We start from the raw sequence: 15,846 nt of genomic DNA, 5'->3' as shown, positions 1-15,846 counted from the left end.
TACGCGCCGGTACTATACGCAAACTGCCTTTCTAAAGCCACGACCTCAAGCGTGGCTTAACCAATCGAAAGAATAGCAAAAATAGTTCGAATATACTCGTACAGTTGTACTAAGATAGACGCCGTTAAACGCACTGCGGCTACTTTCGGCCGCCAACTGACAGTCAAATGACTAAGGACGCATCATGCCCCGACCCATCCCCCTCGAACGTTATCGCAACATCGGTATCTCCGCGCATATCGATGCCGGTAAAACCACCACCACTGAGCGCATCCTGTTTTACACGGGTATGAGCCACAAATTGGGTGAAGTACACGATGGCGCGGCAACAACCGACTGGATGGCGCAGGAGCAAGAGCGCGGAATTACCATTACCTCCGCGGCGGTCAGCTGCTTCTGGCCCGGTATGGATCGCGGTTTTGAACCGCACCGCATCAACATTATCGACACCCCAGGGCACGTGGATTTCACCATCGAAGTGGAACGCTCCATGCGTGTGCTGGATGGCGCGGTGATGGTTTATGACTCCGTGGGTGGCGTGCAGCCGCAATCGGAAACCGTCTGGCGGCAGGCCAATAAATACCACGTGCCGCGCATTGCATTCGTCAACAAAATGGATCGCCCCGGCGCGGATTTCTTCCGCGTGGTGCAGATGATGATCGACCGCCTGAAAGCCAATCCGGTGCCGATCGTTATTCCGATTGGTGCCGAAGAGCATTTCACCGGCGTGGTAGATCTGATCAAAATGCGCGAAATCATCTGGGATGATGCCACGCAAGGCATGGCATTCAGCTACGCTCCGGTGCCGGAAGATTTACTGGCAACCGCGCAGGAGTGGCGCGAGAAAATGGTCTCGGCAGCGGCAGAAGCCAGCGAAGCGTTAATGGATAAATACCTGGAAACCGGCGATCTCGATGAAGCGGAAATTATCGCCGGGCTGCGAAAACGCACCGTTGCCGGTGAAATCCAGCCGATGCTGTGCGGCAGTGCCTTTAAAAACAAAGGCGTGCAGCGCATGCTCGATGCGGTGGTGGAATTGATGCCGTCGCCGCTGGATGTTCCGGCTATTCAGGGCGTGGATGAAAAAGGCAATGCGGCGGAACGCCATCCCAATGATGACGAACCGTTCTCGGCGCTGGCGTTTAAACTGATGAGCGACCCGTATGTCGGCCAGTTGACCTTTATCCGCGTCTACTCGGGCGTGCTGAAAAAAGGCGATGCCGTCTACAACCCGGTGAAAGGCAAGAAAGAGCGCATCGGGCGTATTGTGCAGATGCATGCCAACGATCGCCATGATGTGGACGAACTGCGCGCGGGCGATATCGCCGCCTGTGTCGGGCTGAAAGATGTCACCACCGGCGACACGTTAAGTGACCCGGACAAGGTGATCACGCTTGAGCGCATGGAGTTCCCGGAGCCGGTGATTTCGCTGGCGATCGAGCCAAAAACCAAAGCGGACCAGGAGAAAATGGGTATCGCGCTGCAACGGCTGGCGGCGGAAGATCCCTCTTTTCGCCTGCACACGGATGAGGAGTCCGGTCAGACCATTATCTCCGGGATGGGTGAATTGCATCTGGAGATCATTGTCGATCGCATGAAGCGCGAATTTGGCGTCGAAGCCAATATTGGCCGTCCGCAGGTGACCTACCGCGAAACGTTGCGTAAAACCGTGAAAGACATCGAAGGTAAGTTTATCCGCCAGTCGGGGGGGAAAGGGCAGTACGGCCATGTGGTACTGACTCTCGAACCCCAGGCACCGGGAAGCGGTTTTGTGTTTGAAGACGCGACCAAAGGCGGCGTGGTGCCGCGCGAGTATATTCCGTCGGTGGAAAAAGGGCTGCGCGAAGCCATGAATAGCGGCGTGCTGGCGGGTTACCCGGTGGTCGATGTGAAAGCGACCCTGACATTCGGTTCGTATCACGATGTCGACTCCTCGGAAATGGCCTTCCGCATGGCGGCGATCTTCGGCTTTAAAGAGGGGGCACGCAAAGCGGATCCGGCCATTCTGGAGCCGGTGATGCACGTGGAAGTGGAAACGCCGGAAGAGTACGCCGGGAATATTATGGGCGATCTCTCCTCCCGTCGTGGCATGGTGCAGGGCATGGAAGAGCGCTTCGGCAGCCAGATAATCCGCGCCGATGTGCCGCTGGCCGAAATGTTTGGCTACTCTACCACGCTGCGATCGATGTCGCAGGGCCGGGCAACTTACAGCATGGAGTTCCACCACTACGCGGAAGCGCCGCGCAATGTGGCGGACGATATCATCGCCAGTCGCAACAAAGCATAAATCTTCATTGAACCTGAACCCTGCTCCGGCAGGGTTTTTTATTGTTTGGTTGGGACTTTTGTCACCTGGCGTCGAGCTAACGCGCAAAACGAAGGCAACTTCGTATCACACTCATTCAAAGCCTGGAACCCTGCTTCCATTATCAATTTTGCAGACATGCAACGGTACTTTCGTCACGGCATAATCCAGATATAGATTTGAAACTATATAGCAAATGCACTATATTTCTGGGGTGAACTGTGTGGCAAATAGAAATGACCGAAACGTTTGATGACTGGTTTTCATCATTAGGGGATAACGATCGGGCCAGTGTGCTGGCCGCCTTGATGGTATTGCGCGCTAAAGGGCCGCTATTGCCGAGACCATACGCAGATACTATCAAAGGTTCCCGTTATAACAATATGAAAGAGTTACGTGTACAAAGCCGGGGCGATCCGCTGCGAATTTTTTTTGCCTTTGATTCACGTCGCTCAGGTATTTTGCTTTGCGCAGGGAACAAAGTTGGTCATGAAAAACGTTTCTATGATGTGATGATCCCCATTGCAGACCGTGAATTAATGCTCCACCTGCAAAAGATCAATAAGAGGAATTAACGCGATGAGTAAAACGCTGGAACAACTGATTGCAGAACAAAAGCCTGAGGTTGTCGCGACCGCGCAGGCACAGGCACAGGAGATGCTGCTTAACATCCACCTTGCTGAATTACGTGAGCGTGTACAAAAAACGCAAATCGAAATGGCGCAAGAGTTGGGGCTAAAGCAACCTACCGTGGCCGTAATGGAAAAGCAGGGGAGAGACATTAAGTTATCGACACTGAAGCGCTACGTTGAAGCGACAGGCAGTAAACTGCGGATCGATATCGAATTGCCCGATGGTTCTCATTACGGCTTTGCCCTCTGATCACCATAACCATAGAAGCAGACTATGATTAGCAGAGATCCGCAGCGCCCGAGGGAAGGATATTATGCGTCGAGTCATACTGCTTTGCTGTTGTGTTCTTCTGTTCTCTGCCCAGCCAGCGCGGGCGGTGAGTTACCCATTGCCGCCAGAAGGTAGCCGCCTGGTGGGTAGCCCGCAAACCATCACCGTTCCGCACGACAATACGTTTCCGCTTGAGGCTTTCGCCGCGCAATATGGCCAGGGCTTGAGCAATATGCTGGAAGCGAACCCGGACGCCGATCCCTTTTTGCCAAAAGCAGGCTCGCAATTAGTGATCCCGCAGCAGGTCATTCTGCCGGCAACGGTGCGCGAAGGGATTGTGGTTAACGTGGCGGAAATGCGTCTCTACTACTATCCGAAAGAGGGTAATACGGTCGAAATCATGCCAATTGGCATCGGCCAGGCCGGACGTGAAACGCCGCGCAACTGGGTTACCGCCGTAGAGCGTAAGCAGGAAGGGCCGACCTGGACACCGACGCCGAATACGCGCAAAGCATATGCCAAAGAGGGCAAAACGTTACCCGCGTTTGTCCCGGCCGGGCCGGATAACCCGATGGGGCTGTACGCGATTTATATTGGCAGGCTGTATGCCATTCACGGAACAAATGCGAATTTCGGCATCGGGCTGCGCGTCAGCCAGGGCTGTATCCGTTTGCGCGCTGAGGATATTAAATATCTGTTTGATAATGTCCCGGTCGGGACGCGCGTGCAGCTTATCGATCAGCCTGTAAAAGTGACCACCGAACCGGATGGCAGCAGTTGGGTGGAAGTCCACGAACCGCTGTCGCGCAACCGCGCCGAGTTTGAGTCCAGCAACAAAGTCCCGCTGCCGGCCACACCGGTATTGAGCGCCTTAATGAAAGGCGAGGGGATTGATGCCAGCCGGACGACGATGGCGCTGGAACGCCGCTCCGGGATGCCGGTGAATATCAGTGCGTCGGCGGAAAGTGAAACGGCCGCAACGGGGCAGATGTCGCAAAACGAGGGCCTGTGGCTTACTCAATAAATTTGAACCATATTGTTAAATCAATGTTATTTCTTCTCCTGACGTAAAGCGTAAAGTAAGAGGCATACAAAATTTCACTGAACGAAGGACGGTTACGTCATGAAAAAGATTGGTTTTTTATCCTTTGGCCACTGGACGCCTTCACCGCAATCTGGCACCCGCTCTGCCGCTGATGCGCTGCTGCAATCCATCGATCTGGCTGTGGCCGCTGAAGAACTGGGCGCTAACGGTGCTTATTTCAGGGTGCACCATTTTGCCCGTCAGCTTGCTTCTCCGTTCCCGTTGCTGGCCGCCATTGGCGCGAAAACCCGCAACATCGAGATTGGCACCGGCGTTATCGATATGCGTTATGAAAACCCGCTGTATATGGCGGAAAGCGCCAGCGCGGCAGATTTGATTTCCGGCGGGCGTTTGCAACTGGGTATCAGCCGTGGTTCACCGGAGCAGGTGATTGATGGCTGGCGCTATTTCGGCTATCAGCCAGCCGAGGGCGAAACCGAGTCTGATATGGCGCGTCGTCACACTGAAGTGCTGCTGGATGTGCTGCGTGGTGAAGGGTTCGCGAAACCAAACCCGCAACCCATGTTCCCGAACCCGCCGGGCATGTTGCGCTTGGAGCCGCATTCTGAAGGTTTACGCGAGCGTATCTGGTGGGGCGCTGGTTCGAATGCCACGGCGGTCTGGGCGGCGAAACTGGGGATGAATTTGCAAAGCTCCACGCTGAAAGATGATGAAACGGGCGAGCCGTTTCATATTCAGCAGGCGAAGCAGATCCGCGCCTACCGCGAAGCCTGGGTAGAAGCCGGGCATACGCGCACACCGCGCGTGTCGGTCAGCCGCAGTATTTTTGCCCTGATCAACGACAGGGACCGGGCGTATTTCGGCGGTACGCGTGATGAAGAAGACAAAGTGGGCTTTCTGGATGAGAAAACCCGCGCCATCTTTGGCCGCAGCTACGCCGCCGAGCCGGACAAGCTGGTTGAGCAACTTAAAAAAGATGAGGCGATTGCCGAAGCGGATACGTTATTGCTGACCGTGCCGAACCAGCTTGGCGTGGAGTACAACACGCACGTGATCGAAGCCATTTTGAAACATGTTGCCCCGGCGATGGGCTGGCGTGATTAACACTGGCTGATAATCAAACTAAACCTGAATTTCCTTTTTTGTCACGACCAGCACAATGATCGCTAATCGACGCTGAGGAGCGAATCAGGGGGCTGGGATGGAGTTACTTATTGTTGGAATTGGGGACATGCTGCTGCATCAATTCAATGATCCAGTCAATAAAAACGCGCAGTCTGGCGTTGACATGGCGGTTCGGCGGAAATGCCAGGTACAGGGGCATTGGATTAATACGCCATTGTTCAAATAACGGAATCAAGGCGCCACAAGCCTGATGTGCTGCCGCCATATAGGTTGGCAGCGCAATCACGCCTAAGCCAGCTAACCCAGCTTCGAGGTAAGCATTGCCATCATCCACTGCAAGCACATAGCTGCTCTTGATTTCAATATGTTCACTCTCACCGTGCAGTACCAGAGGATCAATCTTACCGGTGCGTGAGGACAAGAATCCCACTATGCGATGGTCGGTGTTTTCCAGCTCTCGCGGATGCGCAGGGGCACCAAGGCGTTCCACATAACTCGGTGCGACGTAAACACCGATTTGCAAATCGCCGACATGGCGCGCGATCAGGGACTGGTCGTTGATTTCGCCACCGCGCAGGACGCAATCCACATTGTCGCCGATCAGATCCACCGCCCGGTCACTCACGCCCATGTCGAACTGGATATCAGGGTAGCGCGCGTGGAAAGCCGGTAGCGCCGGCACCAGGACGAGGCGGGCCAGCGGACTGGGCACATCCACCCGTAGCCGTCCCCTGGGCGTAATCGCCGCACTGGACAGGCTATTTTCAGCATCATCCATGTCCGCCAGGAGGCGGATGACGCGCTCGTAGTAGACCGCTCCATCGGGAGTGACACCGAGCTTGCGGGTGGTGCGATGGAGCAACTTGACGCGCAGGCGCGCTTCCAACTGCTGAATAAGTTGTGTCACCGTGGTTTTGCTCATATGAAGTGTTTGGGCAGCTTTTGTGAAGCTACCTGCCTCCACCACACGAGCAAAGGCGCGCATCGCATCGAAACGATCCATTCCTTATCCTCTCTTTTCACAGATTGTTTGGATTTTACAAACAATGATGGACAAAGTCGCTTGTTTATCCACCCGATCCAGCACCTGTAAAGTGCTTTTATATTCATTGGGCAGATTTCGCCCCATTGCAAAGGTACAAACATGACAACACGCGAAGCAGTTTTTCCCGTCGGGCGGCAGGTGCTCTATGAGCGCAACCGGTATTCACCCGCCATCAAATCTAACGGCTTCTTGTTTGTTTCAGGGCAGGTTGGTAGCCGCGAGGATGGTTCGCCTGAACCGGATCTAAAAGCGCAGGTCAGGCTGGCATTTGATAACCTTAATGCTGTTCTCGCGGCTGCGGGCTGCACGTTCGATGACGTGGTTGACATTACCCTTTTCGTTGTCGATCCCGAGTCGAACCTCGACGCTATCTGGAGTGTCCTGCCAGAATATTGGGGGGAAGCGCCTTACCCCTCTTTGACCGGGGTCGGCGTGACGTGGCTTTACGGATTCCAGTTTGAGATTAAGGTGATTGCCAGGCTGCCCTGAGCGTTGCGGAACGTTGGGCTGTGCCCGCGGAACGAACCTGGCTTATACCCGATGGGGTGGATGCGGCAGAAGCGGCGGTGTTACCGATTTCTTTTGGAACCGCGCATCTCATTGTCTTTTCACACGAGGCATGCTCCGGCACGGAGAAACCGTCCTTATTCAAGCGGCAGCGGGCGGCGTGGGTCTCGCGGCCGTTCAGCTTGCCTCACAAGCAGGCGCGACGGTCATTGCCGTGGCCCACTAATTCGCCGAGACAGCGAAACCGCTTGGCCGCATCGTTATGAAGCCATAGGGCGCGTTTGACCAGCAGATACAGACCGTGGTAACGGAGACTTTAAACTGTTGAATCAATATCAGACAGGGGTTAATAAAGGGGTATAAACACTGCGCGATCACCCGCTGCGCAAAAGCAAAAAGCCTGCTCGTAAGCAGGCTTTTCTAAATCTGGCTCCTCTGACTGGACTCGAACCAGTGACATACGGATTAACAGTCCGCCGTTCTACCGACTGAACTACAGAGGAATCGTGTGGAGGCTTATCTTAGCGGCGAAAAATCTTTTGTCAAACCTCATTTCTGGTAAGGCGAGTCAACTGCCGATTCCATCAGCAATTTGCATGTATTCACAACGATTTCAGTGGAATTGCTTTGCAGGATTAGGATTTCTCCCCCATCATTTGAAATGTAATTTCATCTTTTGCGGCTAAGGACCATTTTGAACGTCGTCACCCCCCTTCGCCAGGCTGTCATGCGCACGCCCTGGTATAGAAAGCGTAAAAGCTACCGAGTTCTGTTCTGGCGAGAAATCACCCCCCTTGCTGTACCTATCTTTCTGGAAAACACCTGCGTTCTGATGATGGGCGTGCTCAGCACTTTCCTGGTGAGCTGGCTTGGTAAAGAAGCGATGGCGGGCGTCGGCCTGGCAGACAGCTTCAATATGGTGGTGATGTCTTTTTTTGCCGCGATCGATCTGGGTACGACGGTCGTCGTTGCCTTTAGTCTTGGCAAACTGGATGGCGAGCGGGCGAGGGCGGCGACGCGGCAGTCGCTGGTGATCATGACGCTGTTCTCCGTTGTTTTAGCGGCGGTTATCCACTACTTCGGCACCGAAATTATCAACTTTATTGCCGGAGCGGCTACGCAAGAGGTGAAAGACCTGGCGCTTATTTACCTCGAACTGACGGTACTGAGCTACCCGGCGGCGGCGATTGCGCTGATTGGCAGCGGCGCGCTGCGCGGGGCAGGGAATACTAAAATCCCGCTATTGATTAACGGCGGGATGAACATTCTCAACATCATTATCAGCAGCGTGCTGATTTATGGCCTTTTCGGCTGGAAGGGCATGGGGTTTGCCGGTGCCGGGCTTGGGCTGACGATTTCGCGTTATATCGGCGCGGTGGCGATTGTCTGGGTGCTGATGATTGGCTTCAACCCGGCGTTAAAGATCCCGTTAAAAAGTTATGTTGAGAAACTTAATTTCGGCATCATCTGGGAAGTAATGGGGATTGGTATTCCCGCCAGTATTGAGTCGGTATTGTTTAACGGCGGTAAACTGTTGACGCAAATGTTCGTCGCCGGGATGGGGACCAATGTTATCGCCGGTAACTTTATTGCCTTTTCCGTGGCGGCGCTGATTAACCTGCCTGGTAACGCGCTGGGCTCGGCGTCGACCATTATCACCGGCAAGCGCCTTGGCAAAGGGCAGATTGCCCAGGCCGAACGCCAGTTGCGCCATGTGTTCTGGCTTTCCACCCTTTTACTGACGGTGATTGCCTGGGGCACTGCGCCATTTGCCGGGCTGTTTGCTGCGTTTTACACCCGGGAAGAGGATGTAAAAGAGGTGGTCAAAGTACTTTTATGGCTAAACGCGGCGTTTATGCCCATCTGGGCGGCCTCCTGGGTGCTGCCTGCCGGGTTAAAAGGGGCGCGCGATGCCCGCTTTGCTATGTGGGTTTCGATGCTGGGCATGTGGGGCTGTCGTGTGGTTGCTGGCTATACGCTGGGTATTGTGCTGGGGATGGGCGTGGTCGGTGTCTGGCTCGGGATGTTCCTTGACTGGGCCGTGCGCGGCGCGTTTTTTTACTGGCGAATGGTCAGTGGCCGCTGGCTGTGGAAGTATCCAAAGCCGAAAAAAAGCGCCATTTCTGCACAGGGTGGAGAATAATTCGGCAAACGCGCTGAAATGTGAAATCAGGCTTTGACAAGCACCAGGGGCACCGCTAATATTCGCCCCGTTCACACGATTCCTCTGTAGTTCAGTCGGTAGAACGGCGGACTGTTAATCCGTATGTCACTGGTTCGAGTCCAGTCAGAGGAGCCAGATTTAGAAAAGCCTGCTTACGAGCAGGCTTTTTGCTTTTGGGTACATCATCGGAAACTGCTCAGTTAGTTGCGTTTCCCATAACGATAAACGCTGTGGGCCGCTCTTCCCGGTAACGAATTGTGATTTCTCTTCCTGCTTTGAACTCGTCAATATTGATAACGCGTACAATGATCTCTTTCTGTGCGTTAATTTTTTCACCGTCAGCCACAAATTCCAGCGTCAACTTCACTATCAATCCACCTTCAGTGTGATTAACCTGCTCTGCATGGGTAATAAGCGCCGTGGTTTCTGTACCGGTGCGCTTTATTACTTCATTTTCCCGTGAAGAAATCACTGAATTACGTATGCCGATAAACATCACGGACATGACGATCGTGCCGACAATAATCGCAAACCACATAGAGATAGTGGGAATAATGTCCATATTTGCTCTTAAACTAGCCTTGCCAGAGCTTACTTCCAGCAAGGTATTTGATTACATGTTGTGGTAAGCCGGGGTCTCATTTTGCGGGGCCCCAATTTGCATAATGGCAATCCGATTTTTCTCCCCTTTTTTCACCACAATGGGCAGTCCTTTTCTCAGCAGATGCATCTGGCCTGGCGCAACCAGCGCTTTTGCAGAAAGCAGCGTATTGTCCAGATAGAAAAAAATGTCGAAGAAATAATCATTGCCGTACATGGTATTCGTCTGCTGCCAGGACTCAATCTGGGATTTGTGGAGCTCCCCCGGCCAGCGATCGCGTTTGAGGAAAACCTGAGCAGCGCGAATACTGGTAGAGTTGCCCCTAAAACCAAAAAAAATCCAGATCACAAATGCAACTGTCACCGCGATCGAGAAGATCATGCTCGCTAATTCGAGCGTTGACAGACTGGCGAAGAAACCTTTGGCGGACATACTACCCTCACGTAATGATAAATAATGAATTATTAGTAATGTTTGTTACCGAATTGGTTATTTTCACCATCTCCAGGTTTACCGTGATATTACTGGTTTTGGCCTTAAATACCGTTTTCGACCAATCTTTCAATTTAAACGATGCGGATGCTAAGTTAACCGAGTTAGACATACCCGCAAGGGTATTCGACACAACCGATGCGGAAAGGTTGTGACCGGTAAAGCTTTCGTTAAATGCCGTAATGGTGAGTGAATGCACTTTGGGCTGGAATAACGCTTTTGGGGCATTGATATTCACTGCCGTTTCACTGGTGATATTAATGTCGTGAGGGCTGAAAAACGTTATCGTTCCACCATTAACATTCTGCTCCCAGTTGCCGCTGTTAACATTAATCACCACACCGCCATCAATGGTTTCGTTCCGGCCTTTACTGGCGATAACGGTTTGCTGGCCTTCATCGTAGTGCTCGGTGATCTTCTTCGTAACGTGGTGAGATTCCGTGCCATCAATCGTCGTATCACGGCGCTCTTTCACCGTCACCGTATCACCGTTATCAATATCCAGCGTGCGACCTTTCTTAATGGTGGTGTGCTCGCCATTATTGAAGGTTTTGGTTTCTGTATTATCTACGGTGGTGGTGCGCTTTTCGTGGTAGTAGAACGTCGCATCGCCGACGACTTCATCTTTCTGCTCACGCTTAATGGTCGTGGTGCGCGTCCCGTCAATATTGACGTTTTTATCGTTCTCCACCGAAATATTCATGTCTTTTTCGGAATGCAGATCGACCAGTTCGCTGCCGGGGTTATCTTCAAAGAACAGGTAGCTGGAGTTGTCTTTATGACCATCTTTACTGCGTGTCATAAAGCCCATCACCGTTGCGGCGGCGGGCAGTTCCCATGGCGGCATACTTGATTCGTTATATACGCGGCCAGTAATAATCGGGCGGTCAGGATCACCGTTAATAAAATCAACCACCACCTCATCGCCGACGCGCGGAATTTGCACGCCGCCAAACCCCTGGCCGGCCCAGGCGCTGGAGACGCGGATCCAGCACGAACTGGTATCGTCGCCTTTCGCCTGGCGATCCCAGTGGAACTTCACTTTTACGCGGCCGTAACGATCGGTCCAGATACTTTCACCCGCAGGGCCGACCACGCGGGCAGTCTGCGGGCCGTAAGTGCGCGGCCAGGCGGTTTTCCGTGCCGGTCGATAAGCAATCGATGTCGGAACCACCGTAAAATCGGTGTGATGTTCGCTGCTGCCGCTGTCGGATGTCGAATATTGGTTCTCTTCAAAAAAGTAATTCGTATCAGTGACGAGATAGGTGCCGTTATCATCGGCGAACGGGGCATTGATCAACTGGAACGTATGTCCTGGCGCAATGCCGGTGGCCGTTGCTGTGCCGTAGGTCTGCTGATGCTCAACCTGCCAGCGCTCCTGGTGGATACGGGCATAGCTTTCGCCCTGGCTGTGTTCCACGTAGCGTCCAGGCCAGTCGTATACATCCACTGTGCCCGGTTGCGGAGCGGCGGCGTTCTGTCTCGCCTGAAATAACCACGCATTCGGCTTGCGGAAATCGTAATCATCCAGGCTGTATAAACCCGGCGTGACGCGGTTTTCCATCGACCACTGGCTGATGCCTTCCTCATTAGTCGTGCCGCCCGTTGCGGTCTGGTGATAGGGGATAACCTCATAGCCTTCAAAGGGCTGATATTGCGAACCGGAATCTGTCAGCACCAGCGTGTGGCTGTCCGCGCTGTGGCGAAAGTGATACGCGATGCCTTCCTGTTCCATTAAGCGGCTAATAAAGTCGAAGCTGCTCTCCTGGTACTGAACGCTGTAATCCCAGACACGAAAGTTCTCTGTCAGCTTGTCATCAACGTGAACCTGGTGCTCATTCAGCACCTCTTTGACAATTTCCGGCACGGTTTTGCTCTGGAAAATGCGCATATTGCGATCGAGTTTCATCGGCCACAGATCGGGTTCAACGGTGAGGGTATAGGCGGCATAACGCGTTCCGGAAAGCTCCACCGGGCTGACCGCCACGCGGGTCACTTTGCCGTTTAAATACCGTGAAGAGAGGCTATTTTGCGTTGGAAGGGTAACGGTAACGGATTTGCCCAGCAGATTGCTGCGGTTGATGCGCGCGTCTTCGCCCAGCAAGGTTAATGTCCAGATAAAGGGTTCTGACACCGCCTCGCGGCCTGTCAGTTTCCAGAAGCGAAGCCCTTGACCTTCAGGAAGGTTTACCGATATTCGTGTCTGCATCGTTCAAGATCCCTGTTTTTTGGCGTTACTTTACCATCCTGGCTTTGCTGTGTTCGCCGAAGTGAGGGGCTTTTAAGAAAGTTCTGACTACAAATTCTGGTAGGTACGTGCCGCCGGGGAACGCAGCGGCACAGGATGTGAGGTTAACGGAAAGGCGGTTCGTTGAAGGTGCGCAGTTTGCGTGAGTGCAGGCGATCGCCCTCGGCGCGCAGCAGGTCGATAGCGCGAATACCGATTTGCAGGTGCTCGGAAATCGCCCCTTCATAAAAACGGTTGGCCTGGCCGGGAAGTTTAATTTCACCGTGCAGCGGTTTATCGGAAACGCAAAGTAATGTGCCGTAGGGCACGCGGAAGCGGTAACCCTGCGCGGCAATGGTGGCGCTTTCCATATCAATCGCCACGGCGCGGCTCAGGTTGAAGCGCAGAGAGGAGGCGGAATAGCGCAGCTCCCAGTTACGATCGTCAGTGGTGACCACTGTGCCGGTGCGCAGGCGCTGTTTGACTTCTTCGCCGGGCATATCGCTCACCTCTTTGGTGGCGTCATACAGCGCACGTTGTACTTCGGCGATGCTCGGAATGGGAATATCCGGTGGCAACACCGCATCCAGCACGTGATCGTCACGTAAATAAGCATGCGCCAGCACGTAATCGCCAATCTGCTGGCTTTCACGCAGGCCGCCGCAGTGACCAATCATCAGCCAGACATCCGGGCGCAATACCGCCAGATGATCGCAGATGGTTTTCGCATTCGACGGGCCAACGCCGATATTAATCAGCGTAATGCCCTGGCCGTCGGCGGTGACTAAATGCCAGGCCGGCATTTGATGTTTTTTCCACGCCAGATCGGAAATGGCCTGCTCAGGTGCTTGCGTATCGGCGGTTATCCAGTGACCCCCGGCGCAGGAGAGCGCGATGTACGGGCTGTCCGGGTCGAGGATCTGGCTGCATCCCCAGCGGACAAACTCATCGACATAGCGGGTGTAGTTGGTGAACAGCACAAACGGCTGAAAATGCTCGACCGGCGTCCCGGTGTAGTGGCGCAGCCGCGCCAGCGAGAAGTCCACACGGCGTGCATCGAAGTGCGACAGCGGATAAAGCTCAGTGGGGTGGAACAGGCCATCGGCCGTCTCATCACCAATTTGCGCCAGCTCGGTGGTCGGGAAAAAGCGTGTTAAACCCACGCTCATTGAGCGATCCAGCGTCAGTTCTGACCCGTCAATCACGTACGGGTAGGGAATTTCGTGGGCGGATAATTCCACGTCGATTTGTGCGCCGTAATCCTGACACAGCAAGGTCAACTGTTCGAGTAAATAGGGGCGAAACAGCGACGGGCGAGTGACGGTGGTGGAGTAGCGGCCCGAATGAGTAAAACGGGCATAGGCGCGGGTTTTCGAGGGGTTGCCCGCACTGCCGTTCCAACTGACTGATAACTGGGGATAGACGAACAACCCTTTTGCGCGGGCGTCGGCGTCGGGAAGTTGACCGTTCTCAATGTAATTGCCGATCGCCTGGCGAAGGGCATCGACGGAACGGTCATACAGCGCCTCCAGCTGATCCAGCGCCTCTTCCGGGGTCAGATTTACACCCTTGTTATTCATCTTTATCTCCTTATCTGCTTTACGGCTGTACCCGATAATATGTCACGCATTTGTGAAACGAAAGTTGCGGGCGGTAGATTCAGAAGAAACGGGGAGCAGCACCGGCGCGCCTGTGCACGCCGGAAGGCAGGGTTAAGCGTGGATTTTCACCAGCGTGCGTCCCTGAATCTTATTATTGAGGAAATCGGCTGCCGTGGCCGGAGCCTGCTCAAGAGAGATTTCTGTCGCGGCCTGCTGGTAGTAGCTTTCCGGCAGGATCCGCGCCAGGTTTACCCACACCGCGCTACGCTGCGCCGTCGGCACCATTACCGAATCCACGCCCTGCAAGCGCACATTGCGCAGGATAAATGGCATCACGGTGGTTGGCAGATCGAAGCCGCCCGCCAGACCGCAGGCCGCCACGCAGCCGCCGTAGTTCGTCTGCGCCAGCACCTTCGCCAGCACGTGGCTTCCCACCGTATCGATAGCGCCCGCCCAGAGCTGTTTTTCCAGCGGTCGCGTGTCGGCGAAATCGCTGCGCGGCACAATCTCATCCGCACCGAGTTGACGCAGAAAATCATGGGTGGATTCGCGCCCGGTGACGGCGGCAACGGTGTAGCCCAGCGCTTTTAGCAGCACCACCGCCGTGCTCCCCACGCCGCCGCTTGCGCCTGTTACCAGCACGGTGCCGTCCTGCGGCTTAATGTCAGCGTCCTGTAACGCCATCACGCAGAGCATGGCGGTGAACCCGGCGGTGCCGATAATCATCGCATTGCGCGCGCTTAAATTTTCCGGCAACGGCACCAGCCAGTCGCCTTTTACACAGGCCTGCGCCGCAAGGCCGCCCCAGTGGTTTTCGCCCACGCCCCAGCCGGTGAGGATCACCGCCTGGCCTGCACTAAAGCGCGGATCGCGGCTTTCACTGACGCGACCGGCAAAGTCGATGCCTGGCACCATCGGGAACTGGCGAATGATTTTGCCCTTGCCGGTGATGGCCAGCGCGTCTTTGTAGTTAAGGCTGGACCAGTCGATATCGACCCGGACATCGCCTTCGCCAGGTGCGGACAGGGTGATATCTTTCACTTCTGCCAGGGTTTGTTTCTCTTTCTGTTCCAGAACTAATGCTTTCATAACTGCGTTTTCCTCGTCGGATGAGGTGGATTTCGGCGTGATGCCAGCTTTGCAGGTGTTATTTATCTAATGTGTGGCGAAAGAACGCCCAGTACTGGTTCAGTGGCTCTGTGCTGCGAAACAGTTTCGCGCGCATCACAGCGCCTTCCCAGCCGGACCAGAACACGCTCGCCAGCGCGTCGGGTTGCGCTGTCTGCGCCAGGTCGCCGCAGGCTTTTGCCTCGCTCAGGCAGCGGGCAACGCGCATTTCCCAGTCTGCGAGGATTGCCTTGAGCCGTTCAGGAAAGGCTTCCGGCAAAAGTGGGGTTTCCTGTAACAGGTTTCCGACCAGGCAACCGCGACGGAAAGCGTATTTCGCCATTCCCTGACCCGCGTGTTGCACAAAGGCGTCCAGCCGTTGCAGCGGCGCGTGTTCAGTATTGAGAAGAAACGTGTCCAGTTTATGGGCGAAGAAAGCGCCGTAGGCAGCGAGCACGGCCATGCCGAACTCTTCTTTGCTCTTAAAGCAGTGATAGAACGAGCCTTTTGGCACGGCGATATTTTTAATCACCGCATCAATGCCCGCCGACAGATAACCGGTTTCGGTGAGCACTTCGAGGCCTGAGCGAATCAGCGCCTGGCGGGTGTCGGTAAAGTCACGTTCTACTTTTGGTGGCCGCCCACGGCGGAGCCTGGGTTGCATTGCGCTTGCGCCATTCATAATTTAGACCGATTGGTTTTAATTCGCCAAACACTACGCCGA

13 protein-coding genes, 2 tRNA genes and 1 pseudogene are annotated in these 15,846 nt (G+C 54.5%); 8 read left to right on the top strand and 8 right to left on the bottom strand.

Annotated elements, in window-relative coordinates; genetic code table 11:
- The first annotated feature begins 184 nt into the window (after positions 1-184).
- The 5 genes from fusA (at position 185) to Q5705_03305 (ending at position 5,357) form a co-directional block, all read left to right on the top strand.
- The gene (fusA, locus tag Q5705_03325; GenBank protein WLI77603.1) at positions 185-2,287 is read left to right on the top strand and encodes an elongation factor G; all 2,103 of its coding nucleotides are present in this window, start codon (positions 185-187) and stop codon (positions 2,285-2,287) included.
- A gap of 239 nt (positions 2,288-2,526) precedes the next feature.
- Positions 2,527-2,880, top strand: a complete 354-nt coding sequence (locus tag Q5705_03320; GenBank protein ID WLI77602.1) for a type II toxin-antitoxin system RelE/ParE family toxin — start codon at positions 2,527-2,529, stop codon at positions 2,878-2,880.
- 4 nt (positions 2,881-2,884) lie between these two features.
- Entirely contained in the window at positions 2,885-3,187 is a 303-nt protein-coding gene (locus Q5705_03315; protein WLI77601.1) for an XRE family transcriptional regulator, read from the top strand.
- A gap of 64 nt (positions 3,188-3,251) precedes the next feature.
- Positions 3,252-4,232 (top strand): L,D-transpeptidase, encoded by a 981-nt coding sequence (gene ldtA, locus Q5705_03310; protein WLI77600.1) that lies wholly within the window; start codon positions 3,252-3,254, stop codon positions 4,230-4,232.
- A gap of 99 nt (positions 4,233-4,331) precedes the next feature.
- Complete coding sequence (locus Q5705_03305) at positions 4,332-5,357, top strand: LLM class flavin-dependent oxidoreductase (GenBank protein ID WLI77599.1); 1,026 nt, start codon at positions 4,332-4,334, stop codon at positions 5,355-5,357.
- A gap of 103 nt (positions 5,358-5,460) precedes the next feature.
- Here the strand turns inward: Q5705_03305 and Q5705_03300 are convergent, their stop codons facing one another.
- Entirely contained in the window at positions 5,461-6,381 is a 921-nt protein-coding gene (locus tag Q5705_03300; protein ID WLI77598.1) for a LysR family transcriptional regulator, read from the bottom strand.
- Positions 6,382-6,522: 141 nt separating this feature from the next.
- Here Q5705_03300 and Q5705_03295 point away from each other — a divergent pair, with 141 nt between their 5' ends.
- Positions 6,523-6,912 carry a RidA family protein gene (locus Q5705_03295; GenBank protein WLI77597.1) on the top strand — a complete coding sequence of 130 codons (390 nt, stop codon included), beginning with the start codon at positions 6,523-6,525 and terminating at the stop codon, positions 6,910-6,912.
- A 445-nt stretch (positions 6,913-7,357) separates the two neighbouring features.
- On the opposite strand, the gene Q5705_03290 is transcribed toward Q5705_03295, so the two are convergent.
- Positions 7,358-7,433 (bottom strand) — tRNA-Asn (locus tag Q5705_03290).
- A gap of 224 nt (positions 7,434-7,657) precedes the next feature.
- Between Q5705_03290 and Q5705_03285 the strand changes: the two genes are divergently transcribed.
- Together Q5705_03285 and Q5705_03280 are read left to right on the top strand one after the other, a co-directional pair.
- Positions 7,658-9,073, top strand: coding sequence for an EmmdR/YeeO family multidrug/toxin efflux MATE transporter (locus tag Q5705_03285; GenBank protein WLI78955.1), 1,416 nt, complete (start codon positions 7,658-7,660; stop codon positions 9,071-9,073).
- Positions 9,074-9,153: 80 nt separating this feature from the next.
- Positions 9,154-9,229, top strand: a tRNA-Asn gene (locus tag Q5705_03280).
- 61 nt (positions 9,230-9,290) lie between these two features.
- Here Q5705_03280 and Q5705_03275 read toward each other — a convergent pair.
- From Q5705_03275 to Q5705_03250, 6 genes and pseudogenes are all read right to left on the bottom strand, one after another.
- On the bottom strand, positions 9,291-9,656 hold the full coding sequence (locus Q5705_03275) for a hypothetical protein (protein ID WLI77596.1): 366 nt from the start codon (positions 9,654-9,656) through the stop codon (positions 9,291-9,293).
- A 51-nt stretch (positions 9,657-9,707) separates the two neighbouring features.
- Positions 9,708-10,127, bottom strand: coding sequence for a hypothetical protein (locus Q5705_03270; protein WLI77595.1), 420 nt, complete (start codon positions 10,125-10,127; stop codon positions 9,708-9,710).
- Between the two features lie 7 nt (positions 10,128-10,134).
- Positions 10,135-12,396 carry a type VI secretion system tip protein TssI/VgrG gene (gene tssI / locus Q5705_03265; GenBank protein ID WLI77594.1) on the bottom strand — a complete coding sequence of 754 codons (2,262 nt, stop codon included), beginning with the start codon at positions 12,394-12,396 and terminating at the stop codon, positions 10,135-10,137.
- Positions 12,397-12,539: 143 nt separating this feature from the next.
- The gene (locus Q5705_03260; protein ID WLI77593.1) at positions 12,540-13,994 is read right to left on the bottom strand and encodes an AMP nucleosidase; all 1,455 of its coding nucleotides are present in this window, start codon (positions 13,992-13,994) and stop codon (positions 12,540-12,542) included.
- Between the two features lie 132 nt (positions 13,995-14,126).
- Positions 14,127-15,104, bottom strand: coding sequence for an MDR family oxidoreductase (locus tag Q5705_03255; protein ID WLI77592.1), 978 nt, complete (start codon positions 15,102-15,104; stop codon positions 14,127-14,129).
- Positions 15,101-15,804: pseudogene (locus Q5705_03250) on the bottom strand (TetR/AcrR family transcriptional regulator). The gene Q5705_03255 and the pseudogene Q5705_03250 overlap by 4 nt, the downstream one beginning before the upstream one ends.
- Between the last annotated feature and the right edge of the window lie 42 nt (positions 15,805-15,846).

This window comes from Kosakonia sp. H02, assembly GCA_030704225.1.
Taxonomy (GTDB): domain Bacteria; phylum Pseudomonadota; class Gammaproteobacteria; order Enterobacterales; family Enterobacteriaceae; genus Kosakonia.
This window is presented reverse-complemented; position numbering and strand designations above follow the sequence as displayed.

Coding starts and splice junctions, on each gene's coding strand:
- fusA (WLI77603.1), top strand. CDS start 185: ATGCCCCGACCCATCCCCCTCGAACGTTATCGCAACATCGGTATCTCC.
- Q5705_03315 (WLI77601.1), top strand. CDS start 2,885: ATGAGTAAAACGCTGGAACAACTGATTGCAGAACAAAAGCCTGAGGTT.
- ldtA (WLI77600.1), top strand. CDS start 3,252: ATGCGTCGAGTCATACTGCTTTGCTGTTGTGTTCTTCTGTTCTCTGCC.
- Q5705_03305 (WLI77599.1), top strand. CDS start 4,332: ATGAAAAAGATTGGTTTTTTATCCTTTGGCCACTGGACGCCTTCACCG.
- Q5705_03300 (WLI77598.1), bottom strand. CDS start 6,381: ATGGATCGTTTCGATGCGATGCGCGCCTTTGCTCGTGTGGTGGAGGCA.
- Q5705_03295 (WLI77597.1), top strand. CDS start 6,523: ATGACAACACGCGAAGCAGTTTTTCCCGTCGGGCGGCAGGTGCTCTAT.
- Q5705_03285 (WLI78955.1), top strand. CDS start 7,658: ATGCGCACGCCCTGGTATAGAAAGCGTAAAAGCTACCGAGTTCTGTTC.
- Q5705_03275 (WLI77596.1), bottom strand. CDS start 9,656: ATGGACATTATTCCCACTATCTCTATGTGGTTTGCGATTATTGTCGGC.
- Q5705_03270 (WLI77595.1), bottom strand. CDS start 10,127: ATGTCCGCCAAAGGTTTCTTCGCCAGTCTGTCAACGCTCGAATTAGCG.
- tssI (WLI77594.1), bottom strand. CDS start 12,396: ATGCAGACACGAATATCGGTAAACCTTCCTGAAGGTCAAGGGCTTCGC.
- Q5705_03260 (WLI77593.1), bottom strand. CDS start 13,994: ATGAATAACAAGGGTGTAAATCTGACCCCGGAAGAGGCGCTGGATCAG.
- Q5705_03255 (WLI77592.1), bottom strand. CDS start 15,104: ATGAAAGCATTAGTTCTGGAACAGAAAGAGAAACAAACCCTGGCAGAA.